The 22135-nt window shown below is 63.1% G+C and carries 24 protein-coding genes; 12 read left to right on the top strand and 12 right to left on the bottom strand.

The genetic code is table 11. From position 1 onward, the window contains the following. Positions 1-272: 272 nt before the first annotated feature. On the top strand, positions 273-509 hold the full coding sequence (locus MJ643_RS28300) for a hypothetical protein (RefSeq protein ID WP_247727184.1): 237 nt from the start codon (positions 273-275) through the stop codon (positions 507-509). Further along, positions 502-879 (top strand): hypothetical protein, encoded by a 378-nt coding sequence (locus tag MJ643_RS28295; RefSeq protein ID WP_013973740.1) that lies wholly within the window; start codon positions 502-504, stop codon positions 877-879. Before MJ643_RS28300 ends, MJ643_RS28295 begins: the two co-directional genes overlap by 8 nt. A gap of 333 nt (positions 880-1212) precedes the next feature. Here the strand turns inward: MJ643_RS28295 and MJ643_RS28290 are convergent, their stop codons facing one another. Continuing rightward, positions 1213-1473, bottom strand: a complete 261-nt coding sequence (locus tag MJ643_RS28290; protein ID WP_015271332.1) for a DUF3077 domain-containing protein — start codon at positions 1471-1473, stop codon at positions 1213-1215. A gap of 465 nt (positions 1474-1938) precedes the next feature. Continuing rightward, complete coding sequence (locus tag MJ643_RS28285; protein WP_013973742.1) at positions 1939-2922, bottom strand: TauD/TfdA family dioxygenase; 984 nt, start codon at positions 2920-2922, stop codon at positions 1939-1941. Positions 2923-3103: 181 nt separating this feature from the next. Between MJ643_RS28285 and azu the strand changes: the two genes are divergently transcribed. Together azu and MJ643_RS28275 are read left to right on the top strand one after the other, a co-directional pair. Beyond that, a complete protein-coding gene (gene azu / locus MJ643_RS28280) occupies positions 3104-3553 on the top strand; it encodes an azurin (RefSeq protein ID WP_024087574.1) in 450 nt (149 codons plus the stop codon). A gap of 33 nt (positions 3554-3586) precedes the next feature. After that, positions 3587-5239, top strand: coding sequence for a cyclic peptide export ABC transporter (locus MJ643_RS28275; protein WP_013973744.1), 1653 nt, complete (start codon positions 3587-3589; stop codon positions 5237-5239). 244 nt (positions 5240-5483) lie between these two features. Here the strand turns inward: MJ643_RS28275 and MJ643_RS28270 are convergent, their stop codons facing one another. Together MJ643_RS28270 and cysK are read right to left on the bottom strand one after the other, a co-directional pair. Further along, positions 5484-6419 carry an aspartyl/asparaginyl beta-hydroxylase domain-containing protein gene (locus MJ643_RS28270; protein WP_013973745.1) on the bottom strand — a complete coding sequence of 312 codons (936 nt, stop codon included), beginning with the start codon at positions 6417-6419 and terminating at the stop codon, positions 5484-5486. Between the two features lie 172 nt (positions 6420-6591). After that, positions 6592-7566 (bottom strand): cysteine synthase A, encoded by a 975-nt coding sequence (cysK, locus tag MJ643_RS28265; protein ID WP_013973746.1) that lies wholly within the window; start codon positions 7564-7566, stop codon positions 6592-6594. Between the two features lie 134 nt (positions 7567-7700). Between cysK and MJ643_RS28260 the strand changes: the two genes are divergently transcribed. The 3 genes from MJ643_RS28260 to MJ643_RS28250 all read left to right on the top strand — a co-directional run bounded on the left by MJ643_RS28260 (position 7701) and on the right by MJ643_RS28250 (position 11041). Further along, the gene (locus tag MJ643_RS28260) at positions 7701-8774 is read left to right on the top strand and encodes a DUF748 domain-containing protein (RefSeq protein WP_013973747.1); all 1074 of its coding nucleotides are present in this window, start codon (positions 7701-7703) and stop codon (positions 8772-8774) included. Positions 8775-9003: 229 nt separating this feature from the next. After that, positions 9004-9849 carry a MoxR family ATPase gene (locus tag MJ643_RS28255; RefSeq protein ID WP_013973748.1) on the top strand — a complete coding sequence of 282 codons (846 nt, stop codon included), beginning with the start codon at positions 9004-9006 and terminating at the stop codon, positions 9847-9849. A gap of 13 nt (positions 9850-9862) precedes the next feature. Beyond that, positions 9863-11041 (top strand): VWA domain-containing protein, encoded by a 1179-nt coding sequence (locus tag MJ643_RS28250; protein ID WP_013973749.1) that lies wholly within the window; start codon positions 9863-9865, stop codon positions 11039-11041. A gap of 114 nt (positions 11042-11155) precedes the next feature. Here MJ643_RS28250 and MJ643_RS28245 read toward each other — a convergent pair whose 3' ends face one another. From MJ643_RS28245 to MJ643_RS28230, 4 genes are read right to left on the bottom strand one after another with little or no spacing between them, the layout of a single operon-like run. Continuing rightward, entirely contained in the window at positions 11156-12073 is a 918-nt protein-coding gene (locus MJ643_RS28245) for a biotin-dependent carboxyltransferase family protein (RefSeq protein WP_169775167.1), read from the bottom strand. Beyond that, a complete protein-coding gene (pxpB, locus tag MJ643_RS28240) occupies positions 12070-12756 on the bottom strand; it encodes a 5-oxoprolinase subunit PxpB (protein ID WP_013973751.1) in 687 nt (228 codons plus the stop codon). The genes MJ643_RS28245 and pxpB overlap by 4 nt, the downstream gene beginning before the upstream one ends. Continuing rightward, complete coding sequence (locus tag MJ643_RS28235; RefSeq protein ID WP_013973752.1) at positions 12753-13532, bottom strand: 5-oxoprolinase subunit PxpA; 780 nt, start codon at positions 13530-13532, stop codon at positions 12753-12755. Before MJ643_RS28235 ends, pxpB begins: the two co-directional genes overlap by 4 nt. 9 nt (positions 13533-13541) lie before the next feature. After that, the gene (locus MJ643_RS28230) at positions 13542-14828 is read right to left on the bottom strand and encodes an MFS transporter (RefSeq protein ID WP_013973753.1); all 1287 of its coding nucleotides are present in this window, start codon (positions 14826-14828) and stop codon (positions 13542-13544) included. A gap of 128 nt (positions 14829-14956) precedes the next feature. Here MJ643_RS28230 and MJ643_RS28225 point away from each other — a divergent pair, with 128 nt between their 5' ends. Then, positions 14957-15868, top strand: coding sequence for a LysR family transcriptional regulator (locus MJ643_RS28225; RefSeq protein ID WP_023661382.1), 912 nt, complete (start codon positions 14957-14959; stop codon positions 15866-15868). A gap of 134 nt (positions 15869-16002) precedes the next feature. On the opposite strand, the gene MJ643_RS28220 is transcribed toward MJ643_RS28225, so the two are convergent. From MJ643_RS28220 to MJ643_RS28210, 3 genes are read right to left on the bottom strand one after another with little or no spacing between them, the layout of a single operon-like run. After that, on the bottom strand, positions 16003-16524 hold the full coding sequence (locus MJ643_RS28220; RefSeq protein WP_023661383.1) for a DUF2937 family protein: 522 nt from the start codon (positions 16522-16524) through the stop codon (positions 16003-16005). Between the two features lie 9 nt (positions 16525-16533). Next, positions 16534-17307, bottom strand: a complete 774-nt coding sequence (locus tag MJ643_RS28215; RefSeq protein WP_013973756.1) for a class II glutamine amidotransferase — start codon at positions 17305-17307, stop codon at positions 16534-16536. Between the two features lie 14 nt (positions 17308-17321). Beyond that, positions 17322-17828: a hypothetical protein gene (locus MJ643_RS28210; protein ID WP_013973757.1), complete on the bottom strand. Its 507-nt coding sequence runs from the start codon at positions 17826-17828 to the stop codon at positions 17322-17324. Positions 17829-18028: 200 nt separating this feature from the next. On the opposite strand from MJ643_RS28210, the gene MJ643_RS28205 reads away from it, so the two are divergent. Next, positions 18029-20071, top strand: coding sequence for a S9 family peptidase (locus MJ643_RS28205; protein ID WP_013973758.1), 2043 nt, complete (start codon positions 18029-18031; stop codon positions 20069-20071). A 194-nt stretch (positions 20072-20265) separates the two neighbouring features. Here the strand turns inward: MJ643_RS28205 and MJ643_RS28200 are convergent, their stop codons facing one another. Further along, positions 20266-20544, bottom strand: a complete 279-nt coding sequence (locus MJ643_RS28200) for a hypothetical protein (protein ID WP_013973759.1) — start codon at positions 20542-20544, stop codon at positions 20266-20268. 131 nt (positions 20545-20675) lie between these two features. Here MJ643_RS28200 and MJ643_RS28195 point away from each other — a divergent pair, with 131 nt between their 5' ends. The 3 genes from MJ643_RS28195 (at position 20676) to MJ643_RS28185 (ending at position 21992) form a co-directional block, all read left to right on the top strand. Beyond that, the gene (locus tag MJ643_RS28195) at positions 20676-21047 is read left to right on the top strand and encodes a YajD family HNH nuclease (RefSeq protein ID WP_003259546.1); all 372 of its coding nucleotides are present in this window, start codon (positions 20676-20678) and stop codon (positions 21045-21047) included. 73 nt (positions 21048-21120) lie between these two features. Then, on the top strand, positions 21121-21591 hold the full coding sequence (locus MJ643_RS28190; RefSeq protein ID WP_013973760.1) for an RNA methyltransferase: 471 nt from the start codon (positions 21121-21123) through the stop codon (positions 21589-21591). Positions 21592-21653: 62 nt separating this feature from the next. Further along, positions 21654-21992 (top strand): DUF2892 domain-containing protein, encoded by a 339-nt coding sequence (locus MJ643_RS28185; RefSeq protein WP_013973761.1) that lies wholly within the window; start codon positions 21654-21656, stop codon positions 21990-21992. Positions 21993-22135 lie beyond the last annotated feature (143 nt).

The raw sequence follows: 22135 nt of genomic DNA, 5'->3' as shown, positions 1-22135 counted from the left end.
TGAAAGTGTCGATGGCGAAGTAGCCGGAAAACAGGGGCTACTTCAGACCATCCCTCTGTGTAAAAAGTCTTGAGACGAAGGTAAGGCAAAGCAAGCACAGCCGAGGAACGGACTGGTGCAGTCATAGGGGCATTGCCACAACAAAACATGTAGTCCAAATCCCTATTCCTTGTAGGCCCCTTCCTAAATCCCTTCCACCCCGAAAATACCCGCCAACAGCCTGCTAGGTTCCTGGCTTCCACCTTAAAAAGAGGCGAGCCATGAGCATGCGCATGAACATCTTCGGCCGATACCAAGGCCTGGACGGCGACGAAACCACCACAGGCGCCATCTGCATTGCCAGCCAAGCCAGGGGCCGTGTGCATGGCCGCAACTGGCTGCTACAAGGCGAGCCGACTACACCCTGCCCGCTATGTGGACAAGCGGGCACCATCGTCGAGGGCATTGCAGGCATGGGCGGCGGCGAAGAATTAGGTGAAGTAATCTTCGAGGCCTTTCAAGATGATTGATCATCTGGACATAAAATTAAGGCTATTTATAGTAGCCTCACCTTTCTGCCTCGGCTTGACCGCACTTGCAATGGACTTTCACATTGCAATTTCTCAGCAATATAAACAAATGGTCACAGCACTTCACCGAAGCCCATGTCTTTCATACGCCATAACCCTTTGGGGAGAGAAAGGCATACGTTCAAGAATGCTGGTGATTTTCATGGTAGCAGGCGCCATCACTTTCCCAATCTCAAGTATTCGCAGAGGCCTACTTGACAAAGAAGATTATGAGCAATTCCCCAAGCCATTGAAAACCAAAATAGTTATCGCATCATGGTTAAGCACAACCGGATTCACTTGGCTAGTCATAAACTACTTCATTATTTAGCCACAACAGAGACAACGCAACACACCATCTGAGAGTTCGCCAAACAGTAGGTAGTCAATGTCTGCGAAGGTGATGCTTGCGGGCTGCAAAATTCACAAATAACTTGGGCAAATGTTATGTGGTTAATTGCTTGCTGGATGCCTATGGCCGCGCTCTTTGGATTCTTGTCAGGTTACGCACCATTCACGAAATAACTCGATCAGCCAAACCTTGCCTGCTGGAACCTGCCCCAGATGAACCCATTCCCACAGGAGTTGTGCATACCCTGAGGCATGCACAATCCCTGTAGGAGCGGCTTTAGCCGCGAAAGGGCTAGCCCAGCCAATACAAGGATCAGCGCAGCAAACCCAACTCGGCATCATCCAGCAGCGCCTTGGCCATGGCTGCGAAGTAATGCGAAGCCCAGAGCATCTGCTGATCGCCATCCATCAAGCCGGTCAGTGACAAGTCGCGTGCATAGCCCATCAGTTCCGAGGCTTGCTCGCGGGCGCTGCGGCAGGGGATGCCCTCAGCGATACGGAACAGCGGATGGGTTTGGCCTTCGCCTTGGTAGAAGTAGGTAACGCCGGGGGTGGTTTTGGTTTCGTCTGTCATGGGTTTTCCTGAATGCTCGTTGACCGCCTCTTCCGTTTCCACACGAAGGGTGGCGGCTGTACACGGGGTGGAAACCCGAGTGCATTCAGAGAAACTCGGTAGGCACGAGGCCTCCCGGGTACAGCCGCCATGAACGACATAACCTGAAATGCTTGCTGCAGGTTTCCACACCCGATCGCTGAACCGTCAGCGACGGGCAAAGCCTAGAGTGGGAGATTTGCAGGAACAATCAGACGCGTGTCGACAGAGGTTGTAGGGTATTTCGCAGGGGGTGGAGTTGCCAGTCCCGAGGCGTAGGAAGAGTCTGGAATTCTTGTAGGTTGCAGGGGCATGGGTTGGGAAGGCATCTGGGCTGACAGGTGTTCGCCATGACAGCTTCAGCGCCTGTGAGATCGAGCGCCGCCCGCACGGCGCATCGCGACGCAAGGCCGCTCCCACAGGGGCCTTGCAGCACCTTGAGAACTGTCAGCGCAACAACTCGGAATGCCCCTGCGCCATCGCCACCACCACCTTGCGCTTGCCGGTAAACGGCGACCGCGCATGCGCCGCGAGCATGTTATCCAGCATCAGCACATCATTCTCCAGCCAAGGAAAGCTGATGGTGCATTCATCCAGCACCCCGCGCACTTCATCGAGCAGCGAATCCTCGATGGTCGTACCGTCGCCGTAGTACACGTTACGCGGCAGGTCCTCTTCCTCGACGATGTCCATCAACGACTCGCGCACTTCTGGCTGCAGGTTCGACACATGGAACAGGTGCGCCTGGTTGAACCACACGTCCTCCCCGGTCACCGGGTGGCGCGCCACCACCTGGCAGCGCTGGCGGGTGCGCAATTCGCCGTCATCCTTCCAGATGCACTCGATGGCATGCGCCCGGCAATAGGCCTCGACCTGGCGCGGGTCTTCAGTGTTGAACACCTGCGACCATTCCACATCAAGGCCGTTGCCGTAGTTGCGCACGTACATCAGCCCCTTCTCCACCAGCCGCTCACGAATGCGCGCCGGCATGCGTCGGTACACCTCGCGGCTGTCGGCAATCGGCGTCTCGCCACCGGTCTCGGCGGGGATCACGCTGTAGAACCAGATCTTCATCGGCCATTCCAGGGTATAGGCCTGCTCGTTGTGCAGGGGGATACTCTGGTGCGCCGGGTACTCGGTGGAGGTGTACACGCCCTTGGTCACGTTGCTGCGCGGGGTGGAGCCAAACTCGTAGTTGAGCAGCGGGTGACCGAAAGAAGCAGCGAACTGGCGGAAAGCTTCGGCACCACCCACCTCGAAGCCGCGAAACAGGATGCCGCCAGCCTGCAGCAGGTGCCGGTCCACCAGCGGCTGCAACTCGGCAAAGGCTTCCAGCAGGTCGATGCCCGGCTCCGGCGCGCGCACCAGCAGTGGCAGGTTGCCGCGTGCAGCGTCCAGGGGTTCGATCGCAAAGCTCAGCAGTTCACTCATGTCCGGTCACCTCAGGCCAGGGCCGCATAGGCGGCGAAATCGGGATGTGCGCCATGTCGGCGCCTGACTGAATGAACGAGCGGGCGATGGGGAAATTCAGCTGGGCCGCACTCACAGGTAAAGCCGGCGCGCGCCGGTTCGTCTGAACGATGTGCACCCTTCTATCGCCCAGGAACCGTACATGACTCGCCAGCTTCTGCTCCTCGCCCTGCTCGCCGTGGCCCCTGCCGCCTGGTCGGCGCAGCAATGCGCCGTGGAAATCCATGGCACCGACCAGATGACCTTCGACAAGGCCGCCATCATCGTGCCCAAGGCCTGCGCCGTGTTCACCGTCACGCTCACCCACCCTGGCGACATGCCGAAGAACGTGATGGGCCACAACTGGGTGCTGAGTACCCAGGCCGACATGCAAGGCGTGCTCGACGACGGCCAGAAAGCCGGCGAGGCCCTGGACTACCTGAAGCCCGGCGACACCCGGGTGCTCGCCCACACCCGCCTGATCGGCGGCGGTGAAACAGACAGCGTCAGCCTCGACACCCGATCGCTGAAGGCAGGTACCGCGTACAGCTTCTACTGCTCGTTCCCGTTCCACAGCACCTTGATGAAAGGCTCCCTCACCCTCGGCAGCTGACCCGCCCCCACCTCACCAGCGAGATCATGCTTCATGAAAACCTCCTCCCCCGGGGCCATCCGCGAATTGCTGGGCCTACTGAAACCCTACCGCCCGGCGGTAATCGTCTCGGTGCTGCTGGGCATGCTCGGCGGCCTGGCCGTGACCGCCCTGCTGGCCACCGTCAACCAGGGCCTGCATGCCGCTGGCGGCATGAGCCAGGGCGTGATCCTGGCCTTCGCCGGCCTGTGCGTGCTGGCCCTGGTCAGCAGCGTGGCGGCCGACAGCGGCACCAACTACGTTGGGCAGAAAGTCATCGCCAGGCTGCGCAAGGACCTCGGCGCCAAGGTGCTGTCGGCGCCGATCGAGCAGATCGAGCGCTACCGCACCCATCGCCTGATCCCGGTGCTGACCCGGGACGTCGACACCATCAGCGACTTTGCCTTCGCCTTCGCCCCGCTGGCCATCTCGCTCACCACCGTGACTGGCTGCATGGCCTACCTGGCCTGGCTGTCGTGGCCGATATTCCTCATCACCCTGGCAGCCATCGGCATCGGCAGTGGCATTCAGTACGTGGCCAGGCAAAAAGGGGTGGCCGGCTTCAACGCCGCCCGCGATGCCGAAGACAACCTGCAGAAGCACTACTCGGCCATCGCCGAGGGCGCCAAGGAGCTGCGCATCGACCGCCGCCGCCGCCATGCCATGCTGACCCGCAACATCCAGGGCACCGCCGACTTCATCGCCAACACCCATATCCGCGCCATCAACATCTTCGTCGCGGCCAAGAGCCTGGGGTCGATGCTGTTCTTCGTGGTCATCGGCCTGACCCTGGCCCTGCAATCGCTATGGCCGAGCAACGACCCGGCGGTGATGAGCGGCTTCGTGCTGGTGCTGCTGTACATGAAAGGCCCGCTGGAAACCTTGATCGGCAACCTGCCTATCCTCGGCCGCGCCCAGGTGGCGTTCCGGCGCATTGCCGACCTGTCCGAGCGCTTCTCCTCGCCCGAGCCGCACCTGCTGCTGGAGCCGCCGGTCAAGCGCGCCGCCCCGGCCAGCGCGCATCTGGAACTGCACAACGTCGAGTACGCCTACCCGCCGGTGGACGGCAACGAGCCGTTCCGCGTCGGGCCGGTGAACCTGAGCATCGAACCGGGCGAGATCCTGTTCATCGTCGGTGAGAACGGCTGCGGCAAGACTTCGCTGATCAAGCTGCTGCTGGGCCTGTACACCCCGCAACGCGGCGAAGTGCGCCTGAACGGCAAGGCCGTCGGCCCGGAGGGGCTGGATGACTATCGCCAGCTGTTCACCACGGTGTTCGCCGACTACTACCTGTTCGACGACCTGCCCGAGCATGAACACAGCCTGCCCAGCGATGCCACGCGCTACCTGGAGCGGCTGGAGATCGCCCACAAGGTGAGCGTGCGCGATGGTGCCTTTACCACCACCGACCTGTCGACCGGCCAGCGCAAGCGCCTGGCACTGGTCAATGCCTGGCTGGACGGGCGGCCGGTGCTGGTGTTCGACGAATGGGCGGCGGACCAGGACCCGACCTTCCGCCGGGTGTTCTACACCGAGCTGCTGCCGGACCTGAAGCGTTTGGGCAAGACCATCATCGTGATTTCGCATGATGACCGGTATTTCGATACGGCGGACAAGGTGGTGCACCTTAGCCGGGGGAAAGTGGTGGAGGCGTTGGAGCCGGCTTGAGGCAGCAAAGGGGGCTGCGCGCCCCTCATCAACCACAATCTATAATCGCTCTATAGTCTGTCTATAATTCCCTATAAACACCGAACCAGAGTGGTTTCCTGAGAGGACGCCGGGGGCGCTTTGCGCCCCTATCGCGACACAAGGCCGCTCCCACAGGTTCTGCGCAATTCCAGGGAGTGGCGCGGTAGCTGTAGGAGCGGCCTTGTGTCGCGATGGGCTGCAAGGCAGCCCCAACAGGCAGAAATCAGAACAGCCAGTGATACAACAGGTACACCACCACCGCCGCCAGCACCGGCCGCAGCACGCGGTAGGCCTTGGGGTTGGCGCGCTTGAACTGCTTGACCTGGCTACTGATCCGGTTGCTGAAGCGCTTGCTCCAGGCGTAGGCCTGGTTGATCCCGCCAACGCGCTCGTCATCAGTGTTCTGCGGCGCGGTGGCACGGCCGAGGAAGGCGCTGACCTTGCGGTTGATGCGAGTCATCAGCGGGCTGCTCAGCGGGCGTTCGATGTCGCAGAACAGGATAACCCGGGTAACGTCGGTCTCGTTCTTTACCCAGTGCACGTAGGTTTCATCGAACATCACGTCCTCGCCGTCACGCCAGGCATATTCCTCGCCATCGACGTAGATGCGGCAAGCATCGGAGTTGGGGGTGGACAGGCCCAGGTGGTAGCGCAGGGAGCCGGCGAACGGGTCGCGGTGCGGGTTCAGGTGGCTGCCGCCGGGCAGCAGGGCGAACATCGCACCCTTGACGTTTGGGATGCTGCTGACCAGCTCGACGGTGCGCGGGCACAGGGTTTCGGCAGAAGGCAACGGTTTGTCGTACCACTTCAGGTAAAAGCGCTTCCAGCCTTTCTTGAAGAACGAACCGAAGCCGGCGTCGTTATCCTTCTCGGCGGCGCGGATGTAACCCTCGTCGAACAGGCGCATGGCCTCTTCGCGGATTTCCTGCCAGTTGTCCTTCAGCACGTCCAGCTCGGGGAAGCGCTGACGGTCCAGGTAGGGTTTGGACGGTACGCCGGAAAACAGGTACATCAGGCTGTTATAAGGGGCGAACAGCGCCGAATGGTTGACGAACTGGCGCAACACCGGCAAGCGAGCCTTGCCGCGCAGGTGCACGAACAGCACGCTGCCAAAAAACACCAGCAAGACACCCGCCTTGGCTGCAAAGGAAAAGGTCATGCTTTCACTCCTTGAGGAAGAAACAGGGCCATTCGCCCTGCTCTCCGATAAATCATCCTGCCATCATAAACTGATGCCGCCGGGGTAAAAACAGCCTGGGCGGCAACTCAATCATGAAGATTTTGCAATAAACCAAGCCGCCAAACGTTGCGCCGGATCAGCGGCAAGGCCATTACTGCTGGTTTTCCTGCTCGCTGAACATGTCGCTGAACAGCATGCTCGACAGGTAGCGCTCGCCGGAGTCCGGCAGAATCACGACGATGGTCTTACCCTGCATTTCCGGCTTTTCGGCCAGGCGCACGGCCGCTGCCATCGCCGCACCACAGGAAATGCCACAGAGGATGCCCTCTTCCTGCATCAGGCGGATGGCCATGGCCTTGGACTCTTCGTCGGTCACCGTTTCCACCTGGTCGACGATCGACAGGTCGAGGTTCTTCGGCACGAAGCCGGCGCCGATGCCCTGGATCTTGTGCGGGCTGGGCTTGAGCTCTTCGCCGGCCAGGGTCTGGCTGATAAGCGGCGAGGCCACTGGCTCCACTGCCACCGACAGGATCGCCTTGCCCTGCGTATGCTTGATGTAGCGCGAAACACCGGTGATGGTGCCGCCGGTGCCGACCCCTGCCACCAGCACGTCGACCGCGCCGTCGGTGTCGTTCCAGATTTCCGGGCCGGTGGTTTTTTCGTGGATCGCCGGGTTGGCCGGGTTTTCGAACTGGCCCGGCAGGAAGTACTGGGCCGGGTCGGAGGCGACGATTTCGTTGGCCTTCTCGATGGCGCCCTTCATGCCCTTGGCCGGGTCGGTCAGCACCAGCTCGGCGCCCAGAGCCTTCAGCACCTTGCGGCGCTCCAGGCTCATGGACGCGGGCATGGTCAGCATCAGTTTGTAGCCACGGGCTGCGGCGACGAAGGCCAGGCCGATGCCGGTGTTGCCCGAGGTCGGTTCGACGATGGTCATGCCCGGCTTGAGCTTGCCGCTGCTTTCGGCGTCCCAGACCATGTTCGCGCCGATGCGGCATTTGACCGAATAGCCCGGGTTACGCCCTTCGATCTTGGCCAGGATGGTCACGCCGCGCGGGGCAATGCGGTTGATCTGCACCAGCGGCGTGTTACCGATGGAATGGGCGTTGTCTGCAAAGATACGGCTCATGGCAGGGGTCCTTGGCATGAAAAAAAGCAGGGAAAGACCTCAAGGGTAAGCCCGCACCGGTGGCCCGTAAAGCCTGTTCGAACTCACGCGGACTCGTTGCGGTCAACCGCATATCCTGCGTTGGAGACACTTCGATGAGAGCCCGTTATCGCTGGCCGTTGATCGGCCTGGCCAGCCTGATCGTGCTGTTGCTGGCGCTGCACCTGGCCCTGCCCTATCTGGTGCGCGACTACCTCAATGACAAACTGGCCGACATGGGCGACTACCGTGGCCAGGTGGCCGATGTGGACCTGGCCTGGTGGCGCGGTGCATACCAGATCAACGGGCTGAAAATCGTCAAGACCACCGGCAAGGTGCCGGTACCGTTTCTCGATGCACCGCTGATCGACCTGTCGGTGAGCTGGCACGCCCTTTGGTACGACCGCGCAGTGGTTGCCGAAGTAATATTCGACCGGCCGGAACTCAACTTCGTCGATGGCGGCAACAAACAGAACTCGCAGACCGGTCAGGGCACCGACTGGCGCCAGCAACTGGAAAAACTGCTGCCGATCACCCTGAACGAGGTTCGCATCGACAACGGCGTGCTGACTTTCCGCAACTTCAACTCCAAACCACCAGTCAACCTCAAGGCCACTCAGCTCGATGCCAGTATTCGCAACCTCACCAACATTCGTGACGAAAAGGGCCGACGTGATGCCAGCTTCGATGGCACGGCGCTGATCGTAGGCGATGCCAAGGTGGAAAGTCGCGCCACCTTCGACCCGTTCAGCGATTTCGACGACTTCGAGTTCCGCCTGCGCGCCACGGGTATCGAGCTGCGCAAGCTCAATGACTTCGCCAGCGCCTACGGCAAGTTCGATTTCAATGCCGGGCACGGCGATGTGGTGATAGAGGCCGAGGCGACCAACGGGCGATTGAACGGGTACATCAAGCCACTATTGCGGGATGTGGATGTGTTCGACTGGCAGCAGGATGTGCAGGAGAAGGACAAAGGCTTCTTCCGCTCGGTCTGGGAAGCGCTGGTAGGTGCAACCGAGACGGTATTGAAGAACCAGCCGAAGAACCAGTTCGCGACCCGGGTAGAGCTCAGCGGCAGCGTGCACAAACAGGATATCAGCGCCTTCGAGGCGTTTCTGCAGATACTGCGCAACGGGTTCATCGAGGCGTTCAATGCGCGGTATGAGCGTGATGCGCCGGATTCCGACTAGGATCGAGTGACGGGGCATTCAGGGACTGAATACCTGGTCTGCGTTTCCAGTCGGCGAACCCCGCGTTATAGTCGGTGACAAATCGAAAATATGTGCTGCCTGTGCTGGCCTCTTCGCGGGTAAACCCGCTCCCACAGGTATTCCACAAACCTCAGAAAAGGTGGGGTAACTGTGGGAGCGGGTTTACCCGCGAAAGGGCCGGTGCAGGCTTCCAGCAGAGGACAGACCCATGAAGTTCGAAGGCACCCGCGACTACGTCGCCACAGACGACCTGAAACTGGCGGTAAACGCGGCCATCACCCTCGAACGCCCCTTGCTGGTCAAGGGCGAACCCGGCACCGGCAAGACCATGCTTGCCGAGCAGTTGGCGGCCTCGTTCGGTGCGCGCCTGATCACCTGGCACATCAAGTCCACCACCAAGGCCCACCAGGGCCTCTACGAGTACGACGCGGTCAGCCGCCTGCGGGACTCACAGTTGGGCGTGGACAAGGTCCACGATGTGCGCAATTACCTGAAAAAGGGCAAGTTGTGGGAGGCCTTCGAGGCCGAGGAACGGGTCATCCTGCTGATCGACGAAATCGACAAGGCTGACATCGAGTTCCCCAACGACCTGCTGCAAGAGCTCGACAAGATGGAGTTCTACGTCTACGAAATCGACGAGACCATCAAGGCCAGGCAGCGCCCGATCATCATCATCACCTCCAACAACGAAAAGGAGCTGCCGGACGCCTTCCTGCGCCGCTGCTTCTTCCACTACATCGCTTTCCCCGACCGCACCACCCTGCAGCAGATTGTCGACGTGCACTACCCGAACATCAGCCAGTCGCTGGTCAGCGAGGCGCTTGACGTGTTCTTCGACGTGCGCAAGGTACCAGGCCTGAAGAAAAAGCCGTCCACCTCCGAACTGGTCGATTGGCTCAAGCTGCTGATGGCCGACAACATCGGTGAAGCGGTGCTGCGCGAACGCGACCCGACCAAGGCCATTCCACCGCTGGCCGGCGCGCTGGTGAAGAACGAGCAGGACGTACAACTGCTCGAGCGCCTGGCCTTCATGAGCCGGCGCGGCAACCGCTGACAGGAGCCGGGCCATGCTGCTCAACCTGTTCAATGAAATGCGCGCGGCCAAGGTGCCGGTGTCGGTACGCGAACTGCTCGACCTGCACCAGGCCCTGCAAAAGCGCGTGGTGTTCGCCGACATGGACGAGTTCTACTACCTCGCCCGCGCCATCCTGGTGAAGGATGAGCGCCACTTCGACAAGTTCGACCGTGCCTTCGCCGCCTACTTCAAAGGCCTGGAGAACCTGGACCGGCACATCGAGGCGTTGATCCCCGAAGACTGGCTGCGCAAGGAGTTCGAGCGTTCGCTGACCGACGAGGAACGCGCGCAGATCCAGTCGCTGGGTGGCCTGGACAAGCTGATCGAGGAGTTCAAGAAGCGCCTCGAGGAGCAGAAGGAGCGTCACGCCGGCGGCAACAAGTGGATCGGCACCGGCGGCACCAGCCCGTTCGGCTCGGGCGGCTTCAATCCCGAGGGCATCCGCGTGGGCGAGGCCGGCAAGCGCCAGGGCAAGGCGGTGAAGGTGTGGGACCAGCGCGAATACAAGAACCTGGACGACCAGGTGGAGCTGGGCACGCGCAACATCAAGCTGGCCTTGCGCCGGCTGCGCAAGTTCGCCCGTGAAGGCGCCGCCGAAGAGCTGGACATCGACGGCACCATCGACCACACCGCGCGGGATGCCGGGCTGCTGAACATCCAGATGCGCCCCGAGCGGCGCAACACGGTGAAGCTGCTGTTGCTGTTCGACATCGGTGGCTCGATGGACGCCCACGTCAAGGTCTGCGAAGAACTGTTCTCGGCGTGCAAGACCGAGTTCAAACACCTGGAGTACTACTACTTCCACAACTTCGTGTACGAGTCGGTGTGGAAAAACAACCTGCGCCGCACCTCGGAGCGCTATTCCACCTTCGACCTGCTGCACAAGTACGGCGATGACTACAAGGTTGTGTTCGTCGGCGACGCGGCCATGGCGCCCTACGAGATTACCCAGCCGGGTGGCAGCGTGGAGCACTGGAACGAAGAAGCCGGTTATGTGTGGATGCAGCGTTTCATGGAGAAATTCAGGAAGATCATCTGGATCAACCCGTACCCGAAACAGGCCTGGGACTACACCGCATCGACCCACCTGGTGCGGGACTTGATCGAAGACAAGATGTACCCGCTGACCTTGCAGGGGTTGGAGGAAGGGATGCGTTACCTGTCCAAGTGATGTTGCCGGTACCGGCCTCTTCGCGGGTAAACCCGCTCCCACAGGTATTACGCAAGCCTTGAGGCCTGTGGGGTACCTGTGGGAGCGGGTTCACCCGCGAAGAGGCCGGCAGCCTTAGCGCCAACGGTCCAGGTATACCTGCTGCTCCCGCCACGCCTCATCCTGCACCACCGCCCTGAACCGCACCACCGCCCCCGGCATGCACTGCGCCAGTTGCGCCAGCGCCAGCGGCGTCAATGCCCCCAGCCGCGGATAACCGCCAATGGTCTGCCGGTCATTGAGCAACACGATCGGTTGCCCATCCGGCGGCACCTGCACCGCCCCCAGCGGAATCCCCTCGGAAATCATCGGCGCGCCCTGGTAGACCAGCTGCGGCCCCAGCAGGCGGATGCCCATGCGGTCGGCACGGCTGTCCAACGTCCACTCGCGGTTGAACGCCTCGAACAGGCTGGTACCGCTGAAGTCACCGATCTGTGCGCCGATCACCAGGTCAAGCACTGGCTTTTGTGGGTACTCTGGCCGCAGCGCTTCGGGTACCTCACGCAGGGTCGGCGAAGTGCCTGAGAATGCCAGAACGTGGCCTTTGCCAAGCGCAGAACCCTGACCATCGATACCGCCAAGTTCTTCCCGCACAACGGTGGCACAACTGCCCAGCACATCCTCGCCGAGGAACCCGCCAGGCGCCGCCAGATACGCTCGTACGCCCTGCTTCGGCTGCTTCAGGGTCAACCGCTGGCCCTTGACCAACGCAAAGCTGCGCCAGGGCGCCAGCGGCTGATCATCGACACGGGCATCCAGGTCGGCACCGGCCAGGGCCAGCACACAATCCTGCTCGGCGACTAAACAGAAACCACCTAGCGCCACCTCGACCACCGGCGCCGCCAACGGGTTGCCCAGCAGCCAGTTGGCCCAGTGCATCGCCACCCAGTCCAGCGCCCCGCCCTGGGTCACGCCCAAATGGCGTACGCCAAAGCGCCCGGCATCCTGCAATTGGCACAGCGGAGTACTGGCCTCGATCTTCAACTGCTTCATGCTTGTGCCTCCACATCACCGCCCAACGCCACGAACTCGTTGCGCGAAACCGGCACGAAGCGCACCCGGTCACCGGGTTGCAACAGGCTGTAGCCCTCGCGTTCACGGTCGAACAGGCGCACCGGGGTACGCCCGATCAGGTTCCAGCCACCCGGCGATACCGCTGGATAGGCCGCCGTCTGGCGCTCGGCAATGCCGACGCTGCCGGCCGCCACGCGCTTGCGCGGGGTGCTAAGGCGCGGGCTGGCCAGGCGTTCGTCCACCAGACCCATGAAACCGAAACCGGGGGCGAAACCCAGGGCGAACACGGGGTACTCGCGCTCGCTGTGCAAGCGGACCACCTCTGCTTCACTCAAGCCACTGCGGGCCGCCAACACCGGCAGCTCCGGGCCGACGCTGGCGTCGTACCACACCGGGATCTCATGGCGGCGGCCACCGCTGCCCGTGTCTGGCTGCAAGCCTTCCAGCGCTCGGATGATCAGCGCCCTCGCCTCCCCCGGCGGCAGGTCGAACTGCACCATCAGCGTGGTGTAGGACGGCACCAGGTCCAGCAAGTGCTTGCCGAACGTCGCGTGCAAGCGCTGGCTGGCGGCAAGCATCCACGGCATGTTGCCCTCATTGATGGAGTCGAACAGGCGCACCATCAGGCTGTCGATGGCCACGACTTCAATACGGTGTTTCATCGCGACTCCAGGGCATCGAGAGCCTGGCGAATCTGCCGCACAGCCGCCACCGAACTGTCGTTGTCACCGTGTACGCACAGGGTACTGGCCGCAAGCCTCAGTGCACTGCCATCGTCCGCGACGAGCGTATCGCCGCGGGCCAGGCGCACGGCCTGCTCCACCACCAGTGCCGGGTCGTGGTGCACCGCGCCGGGCAGGCGACGCGACACCAGATGGCCGCTGGCGGTGTAGGCGCGATCGGCGAATGCTTCGAACCACAGCGGCACGCCAATCTCATCACCCAGGGCCTGGGCGGCGCGGTTGTCGGCGGTGGCCATCAGCATCAGCGGCAGTTCTGCGCCATAGGCCGCCACAGCCTCCAGTACGGTGCGCAGCTTGAGCGGGTCGGCCATCATGTCGTTGTACAGCGCACCATGGGGTTTCACGTAGGCCACGTGGCCGCCCAACACTTTGCAGATACCGTCCAGCGCACCGATCTGGTAATGCAGCAGGTCGCGGATTTCCTCCGGGCTGCAGGCCATGGAGCGGCGGCCGAAGCCGACCAGGTCCGGGTAGGCCGGGTGCGCGCCGATGGTCACCCCGTGCTCCAGCGCCAGGGCCACGGTCCGGCGCATGATGCCGGGGTCACCGGCGTGGTAACCGCAGGCGATGTTGGCGCAATCGATGTAGGGCATGACCTCGGCATCCAGGCCCATGCGCCAGCTGCCAAAGCTCTCGCCCATGTCGCAATTGAGTAGCAGGCGTTCCACTGCACGGCCTCCGTTGTCGTTGTTCATATGCCTACCTTAACGCGCCTGCAGCTGTTTGCCGCGGGTTTCCGGCAGGCTCAACGCCGCCACGATCACCACCCCGTAGGACACGGCGGAGAACACGCCGATACCCAGACCCAGCGGTACCTTCTGGCCGAGCACGCCGATCAGCAGCGGGAACAGTGCTGCGATGACCTTGCCGATGTTGTAGCAGAAGCCCTGCCCCGAACCACGGATACGCGTGGGGAACAGTTCGGTGAGGAACGCGCCCATGCCGCTGAAGATACCCGAGGCGAAGAAGCCCAGCGGGAAGCCCAGCCACAGCATCACGCCGTCGCTGACCTGCATTTGCGTGTACAGCAGCACGATGACGAACGAGCCCACGGCGAACAGGATGAAGTTCTTCTTGCGCCCCAGCAGGTCGGACAGGTACGCACTGACCACGTAGCCGACGTAGGAGCCGACGATCACCATGGCCAGATAGCCACCGGTACCCAGCACGCTCAGGCCGCGCTCGTTCTTGAGGAAGGTCGGCAGCCACGAGGTAATGGCGTAGTAGCCGCCCAGTGCGCCGGTGGTCAGCAGGGAAGCCCGCACGGTGGTCCAGAGCATCCCCGGGGCAAAGATTTCGTAGAACTGCGCAGGTGCCTCGGCGTTTTCCACCGCCTTGGCCTCGCGATATACCTCGGGGTCCTTGACCAGGCGGCGGACAAAGATCACGAAGATCGCCGGTACCAGGCCCAGCAGGAACAGCGCGCGCCAGGCCTGCTCTGCCGGCAGCCAGGAGAACAGCAGCGCGTAGAGGATGGCGGTGAGGCCCCAGCCAAGGGCCCAGCCGGACTGCACCATGCCCACTGCCTTGCCACGGTCCTGGGCGCGGATCACCTCGCCGATCAGCACCGCGCCGGCGGTCCACTCACCGCCAAAGCCGAAGCCCATCAGGGTACGGGCGATCAGCAGTTGTTCGTAGTTCTGGGCGAAGCCGCAGAGGAAGGTGAAGAAGGCAAACCACAGCACCGTCAGTTGCAGGGTGCGCACGCGGCCAATGCGGTCGGAGAGAATGCCGGCCACCCAGCCACCCACGGCCGAGGCGATCAAGGTGCTGGTGTGGATCAACCCGGCTTCGGTGGTGGTGATGCCCCACAGCATGATCAGCGTGGGAATGACGAAGCTGAGCATCTGTGTGTCCATGCCGTCCAGGCCGTAGCCGATCTTGCAGCTCCAGAAGGTGCGGCGCTGCTGTGAGTCGATGTCGCGATACCAGGCGAAGGGCCCGGACGAAGATGGGGAGCTGACCTGCTGCTGCACGCCGGTGGGGTTCATGCTTGCCTCGGCTTGTTGGTATTGTTTTATGGGCGACAATGAGTCGCGGCCTGGCTGCCATTGTTCAGACGCCGCGCCATTTGCGTCCAACGAGAAAAACCGCCGGTCTGGAACAAGAAAAACTGATCATGAACCTTCGCTTCCTCGAAACCTTCGTCTGGGTCGCCCGGCTCAAGAGCTTCCGCCTGACCGCGGAAAAGCTGTTCACTACCCAGGCCTCGGTTTCCAGCCGCATCGCCGCGTTGGAGGCCGACCTGGGCGTGAAGCTGCTGCTGCGCGACTCACGTGGCGTCAGCCTGACCCCGGAAGGCGGCAAGGTGCTGGAATATGCCGAGCGCATGCTGGAAACCGCCAAGGCCATGAAGCAGTCGCTGGACAGCGACCGGGCCAAGGTCGGGCGCATCCGTATCGGGGTGATGGACACGGTGATCCACACCTGGATGAGCGCACTGGTGGCGGAGCTGACCGAGCGTTACCCGCAGGTGGAGATCGAACTGGTGGCCGACACTGCGCTGAACCTTCGCGAGCAATTGCAGAAGGGCTTTCTCGACGTGATCCTGCAGACCGACCTGCTGCGCGAGCAATCGATCCGCAGCCTGGACCTGGCGCGCTACCCCATGGGTTGGGTGGTGGCCTCCGGCTCGCACCAGCACCGCGACTATGCCTCGCTGGCCGAGCTTGGGCGGGAACGCATCATCACCTTCTCGAAGAACTCGCGGCCGCACCAGGAAGTGCTGAGCCTGCTGCAGGGCGCGGGGGCCGAAACGCCGCGGCTGAACTGCGTGAACTCGGTGGCGGCGATTACCCGGCTGTTGCGTGACGGTTTTGGCATTGGTGCGTTGCCGCCGGCGCTGGTGGATGCCGAGTTGAGCCGGGGTGAGCTGGTATTGCTGCAGGGGCTGCAACCGCCGCCGAGCCTGGAGCTGGTGGTGGCCTGGCAGACCGGGGTGGCGTTGGTGGATGAAGTGGTCGGGGTTTGCCGGCAGGTGCTGGAGCGGTATGCGCGGGATGTGGGTGGGCAGCGGATTGTGTTGGTCTGACAGATTTGCAGTGCTTGTGCTGGCCTCTTCGCGGGTAAACCCGCTCCCACAGAGTCACCACAGGTCTTGAGGGCTGCGCAGTACCTGTGGGAGCGGGTTCACCCGCGAAAGGGCCGGCACAGGCGCAGCAAAAATCAGCGCCAGCTCTCTTTCACCGCCCCACGCCGCCCGCCCAGGATCACCCAGCCAATTGCCAGCAACAGGCTCTCGATCACGAATGCCAGCACAAACCCTGCACCAAGCCCCCAGCCAACCGCCTCGGGCACCAGCAGGATCTGGTAGCTGTAGCCATTGAGGGTTTCTTCGCGCAACTGCGGGTCGGCCTGTACCAGTACGTGCCAGGTACGCTGCGCCCATGGCGCTTGCAGCGCCTGCCATTCGTTTTCCAGCAGTTCGTTGCGGATCATCAGGCTTTCAATGCTGTTGGCATCACTGTTGAACACTGGGTCGTCGCTGCTGCGGTAATGCCGCAGCAGCGCCTGCAGGTCGCCATTGAAGAAACGTTCGGCGGTCTGCCGGAAGCCGTCGAGCGCCTCGCGGGATTCGAACAGGTGCGCCTCGACCCGCTGGCTGTAGTCCTTCACCAGCCCCGGGACCTGGATACCGGCCAGCAGGCCGAAGGTGAACAACAGCAACCGCAGGTAACTTCTGAACATGCCGCGTCCTTAGCTCTGGCCGTGCGCCACGCACTCGCCGTGCCGCCACAGGGCCCACTGACCCGGCTCGTAACGCTGCCAGGTCTCGTTCTCGGTCAGGGCCTCGGTGGCGATCACCGTGACCACGTCGTTAGGGGTGGTTTCGGTGTGAAAATCGACGATCAGGTCGACGTCCTTCAACCGCGCCGCACCAAAAGGTGCCCGGCGGGTAATGTGCACCAGCTTGGTTGAACAGAAGCAGAATAGCCAGTCGCCGTCGCTGAGCATGCAGTTGAACACGCCCTGGCCGCGGTAGCCGGCACAGGCTTCGACCAGCACCGGCAGCAGCTGTTCCACCGGAACGGGCTCGGGGAAGGCGCTGCGGATGCGGTTGAGCAGGTCGCAGAAGGCCGCCTCGCTGTCGGTATCGCCCACCGGCCGGTAGAAACTGGCCTGGCCCTTGAAGTCGCCCAGCTGGCCGTTGTGCGCGAAGCACCAGTTGCGGCCCCACATCTCTCGCACGAACGGGTGGGTGTTGGACAGGCATACCTTGCCGACGTTGGCCTGGCGGATATGGCCAATGACCACTTCGCTCTTGATCGGGTAACGCTGCACCAGGTTGGCCACTTCCGACTCGCTGCTGGCAGCCGGGTCCTGGAAAAGGCGCAGGCCACGGCCTTCGTAGAAGCCGATGCCCCAGCCGTCACGGTGCGGGCCGGTACGACCGCCGCGCTGCATCAGGCCGGTGAAGCTGAAGACGATATCGGTGGGGACGTTGGCACTCATGCCCAGCAGTTCGCACATAGGCGTGTCTCCGCTTACAGACGGGGCTCGACCCGGCCGCTGCCGCGGGAGACGGCTGGGGCGACAGGGGGTGGCGCATCACGGTAACGGTCGCGGCGCTCTGCGGCCAGCGGGGCCTGGGCGCCAAGCTGGTCATCTTCGGCAGCCTGGCGCTGGGCAGCGGCCTCGACCTGCGCGCGGCGCTCGCGGGCGCGTTTCTCCAGCGGAAAGCGCAGCAGCACGAAGAGGAAATACAGGGAAAACGCGCCCATGCCGTACATGGCGAAGTCGGAAACCGCGCGCCAGGCGTTGTTGCCGACCTTGAAGGCGACATCCAGGGCGGTGATGGCAATCGCCGGGGCGAAGCTGTCCTTGACCGGGTCGACGATGGTCGGGGTCAGCAGCAGCACCGCCAGCACCACCCGCAGCGGTTCGCGCAGCCAGCGCCACATCCAGCCGGTGAGCTTGAAGCCCACCATCAGGCAGCCCAGGGCGGCAACGGCGTAAAGGCCCCAGGCGAGGGTGTAGTCGTTCTCGGTCATGGTGTTCGTGCAAGCCAGGCAAAGAGATGCCTATGATAAACACTTTTCCGGGCGCAGACAGTGTTTGCCTGTACCGGCCTCTTCGCGGGCTTGCCCGCTCCCACAGGGACCGCACAGCTTTCAACAACTGTGGTGAACCTGTGGGAGCGGGCAAGCCCGCGAAGAGGCCGGCACAGGCAACCCCAATCAAGAGATCCTCAATGCCAACCAAGCCCCAACCCCCGATTGCCCACCAGGCCCAGGCCACCGACCCGTACGCCTGGCTGCAACAGCGTGACACCCCTGAGGTGCTTGCCTACCTGCAGGCCGAAAACGCCTACCAGGAAGCCTGCCTGGCCGACCAGGCGCCGCTGCGCGAACAACTGTTCGAAGAGATCAAGGGCCGCATCCTGGAAACCGACCTGTCGCTGCCGGCGCCCTGGGGCCCCTACCTGTACTACACCCGTACCACCGCAGGCGACGAGTACCCGCGTCACTACCGCTGCCCGCGCCCGGCCGACGACTCCAACACGGTAGATGAAAGCCAGGAGCAACTGCTGCTCGACCCCAACGCCCTGGCCAATGGCGGTTTCCTGTCCCTCGGCGCGTTCAACGTCAGCCCTGACCACCGCCTGCTGGCCTACAGCCTGGACACCAGTGGCGACGAAATCTTCACCCTGTACGTGAAGGACCTGGCCAGTGGCAGCGTCACCTCCCTGCCCTTCGACGACTGCGACGGCAGCCTGACCTGGGCCAACGACAGCCAGACGCTGTTCTTCGCCGAACTGGACGAGACCCACCGCCCGTGGCGCCTGCGTCGCCACACCCTGGGCAACGACGGCGCGCAGACCGTGTTCGAGGAGCCCGATGGGCGCTTCTTCCTGCACTGCTACCGCACCAGCTCCGAACGCCAGCTGGTGCTGCTGCTCAACAGCAAGACCACCAGCGAAGCCTGGGTACTGGACGCGGAAACTCCGCAGGCACCGTTCACCTGCCTGGCGCCACGGGTCGAAGGCCATGAGTACTTCCCCGACCACGGCCAGCTCGACGGCCAGTGGCGCTGGTTCATCCGCACCAACCAGGACGGCATCAACTTCGCCCTGTACCACGCCCCGGTCGCACCAGTGCCCAGCCGTGAGCAATGGCAGGTGCTGGTAGCGCACCGCGACGCGATCATGCTCGAAGGCCTCAGCCTGAATGCCGGCGCGCTGACCCTGAGCCTGCGCGAAGGCGGCCTGCCGATCATCGAGGTACGCCCGCAGGGCCTGGCACCCTACCGCGTCGAACTGCCCGACGCGGCCTACAGCCTGTACGTGCAGGACAGTCTGGAATTCGCCAGCCCACGCCTGCGCCTGCGCTACGAAGCACTCAACCGCCCAGCCCAGGTACGCCAGCTGGAGCTGGCCAGCGGTGCCCAGGCGGTGCTCAAGCAAACCCCGGTGCTGGGGCCGTTCGATGCCGACGACTATGTCAGCGAGCGCCTGTGGGCTACCGCAGCGGACGGCACCCGGGTGCCGATCAGCCTGGTGCGCCGCCGCCAGGACCTGGGCCAGACCGTGCCGCTGTACCTTTATGGCTACGGCGCCTATGGCGAAAGCCTCGACCCGTGGTTCTCGCACGCGCGCCTGAGCCTGCTGGAGCGCGGCGTGGCCTTTGCCATCGCTCATGTGCGTGGTGGTGGCGAACTGGGCGAAGCCTGGTACCGCGCCGGCAAGCAGGAGCACAAGCACAACACCTTCAGCGACTTCATCGCCTGTGCCGAGCACCTGATCGCCGAGGGTGTCACGGCTGCCGACCGCCTGGCCATCAGTGGCGGCAGCGCTGGTGGCCTGCTGATGGGCGCTGTGCTCAACCTGCGCCCCGAGCTGTTCCGCTGTGCGATTGCCGAAGTGCCGTTCGTCGACGTGCTCAACACCATGCTCGACCCCGAGCTGCCGCTGACCGTGACCGAGTACGACGAATGGGGTAACCCTGAGGAGCCGGAGGTGTATGAGCGGATCAAGGCCTATGCACCGTACGAGAACGTGAAGGAACAGGCCTACCCGGCGATGCTGGTGGTGGCGGGCTACAACGACAGCCGCGTGCAGTACTGGGAAGCGGCCAAGTGGGTGGCGCGGCTGCGCACGCGAAAGACCGACGATAACCTGCTGCTGCTCAAGACCGAGATGGGGGCTGGGCATGGCGGGATGAGCGGGCGGTATCAGGGGCTCAAGGATGTGGCCCTTGAGTACGCGTTCGTGTTCGGCGAGCTAGGTATCGTTTGAGAAAGCTGGGGGCGCTTTGCGCCCCTTTCGCGACACAAGGCCGCTCCCACAGGTACCGTGCATGCCCTGGATCCTGCGCGATCCCTGTAGGAGCGGGTTTACCCGCGAACACGGGCGAAGCCCGTGCCATCCACCGCGGCGCCTGCTTCGCGGGTAAACCCGCTCCCACAGAAAACCGGGGCAGCCGGCTGAATTCAATCATCCTGCACCGGCTGCTTCGGCGGGTCCTGGCGCAACCCCGGCAATGGCTGGTCTTTCGGCGGCCCGGGCACGGGCATCGGCGGTAACAGTGGCGCCCCCGGCTGGCTGTCATAGGCCTTGGGCGGCGTACTCGGGGTAATCTGCGGATATGGCGTAGGCGTAGGCGTACCCGGTGCACCGGGCACCGGCGTGCTCAACCGGGGTGGCGTGCTGGCAGCTTCGGCCATGGGCAGGCCGGCCAACAACAGCACAACGAGGATCGCGCGAAACATCAGCAACCTCCTGTCGGGAACCTTCCTACAGGCTACGCCTAAATCAAAGCTTTCGCCTGTCCGCCTGCCCCGCAAGCGCGCTAGACTCAGCGCATAACCGTCATTTGCCTGATCAGAACAAAGGAAACACCATGAGCTCCACCTCTTCCGCCGCCGCCACCGCGCGCCTGGACCGCATCCTGGCCGATGCCAAGCGCGACAAGGAAATGGGCTACCGCGACAAGGCCCTGAAAATGTACCCGCACGTCTGCGGCCGCTGCGCCCGCGAGTTCTCCGGCAAGCGCCTGAGCGAGCTGACCGTGCACCACCGCGACCACAACCACGACAACAACCCGCAGGACGGCTCCAACTGGGAGCTGCTGTGCCTGTACTGCCACGACAACGAGCACTCGCGCTATACCGACCAGCAGTACTTCAGCGAAGGCTCCACCAGCACCCCGAGCATCGCCAAGGCCACCCACAACCCGTTCGCCGGGCTGGCGGGCATGCTGAAGAAAGACTGACCATCGATTCACCGCCCCGCTGCTACCGGGCAGCCCGTATAATCGCGCTTTTTTTCGCGAAGGGCCCCGGTACGTGGCAAACAAACGATACAGCTGCATTGGCCTGTTCAACCCCAAGTCGGCAGAAAACGTCGGCTCGGTGATGCGCGCCGCGGGCTGCTATGGCGTCAATTCGGTGTTCTACACCGGCAAACGCTACGAGCGTGCGCGTGACTTCGTCACCGACACCAAGCGCGTGCACTACGACATCCCACTGATCAGCATCGATGACCTGCAGCGCATCATCCCGCTGGGCTGCACGCCGGTGGCCGTGGAGTTGGTGGAAGGCGCGCGGCCATTGCCGGAATACACCCACCCGGATCGGGCCATCTACATCTTCGGGCCGGAAGACGGCAGCCTCAGTGCCGATGTGCGGGCATGGTGCGAAGAGACCATCTACATTCCGACCGAGGGCTGCATGAACCTCGCAGCGACGGTGAATGTGGTGCTGTATGACCGCATGGCCAAGGGGCTGAATACCCGTTCGGGGCCCAGGTTCAAATAGCCGACTGAACGATGGCGGCGGCCGACAGGTCACCTGCATACACTTCAGACGGAGACCTTGCCATGCTTGATATCCATTCGGCAGCGACATCGCAAGACAAGAACGTTCACGGCCTGGAGCGCGCCAGTTCGCTGGCTGGCGGCGCGTTGATGGTCAGCAAGGGGCTGCGCCACGGCGGCCTGGTCGGGTTGTTGCAGATCGCAGTTGGCGGCTTGGCACTGGCTCGGGGCTTCAGCGGGCATTGTGCGACCAAGGCCTGGTGGCAGCGGCACCGGCAGGAGTATCACCGCTTGCGTTCGGACATCGAGCGCAGTGCTGCGGAACTGGAGGCGTTGAAGGCCAGTGCCGAGGCGGCGACGCGGGGGGTGACGGTAACCGGGAAGGATCCGTTGGCCAGTTGATTTTGCACCGCCTGTGCCGGCCCTTTCGCGGGTAAACCCGCTCCCACAGGATCACCGAGGCTTCGGCCTCTTCGCCGTACTGGACTGTCCCCAAGAAGTTGGACACCAATCCAACCCTTGGGGGATCTATGGGTAAATACACA

The organism is Pseudomonas sp. PNPG3, assembly GCF_023093815.1.
Lineage (GTDB): Bacteria > Pseudomonadota > Gammaproteobacteria > Pseudomonadales > Pseudomonadaceae > Aquipseudomonas > Aquipseudomonas asiatica.
Note: the sequence above shows the minus strand (reverse complement) of the source record. Positions and strands in the feature narration are given on the sequence as shown.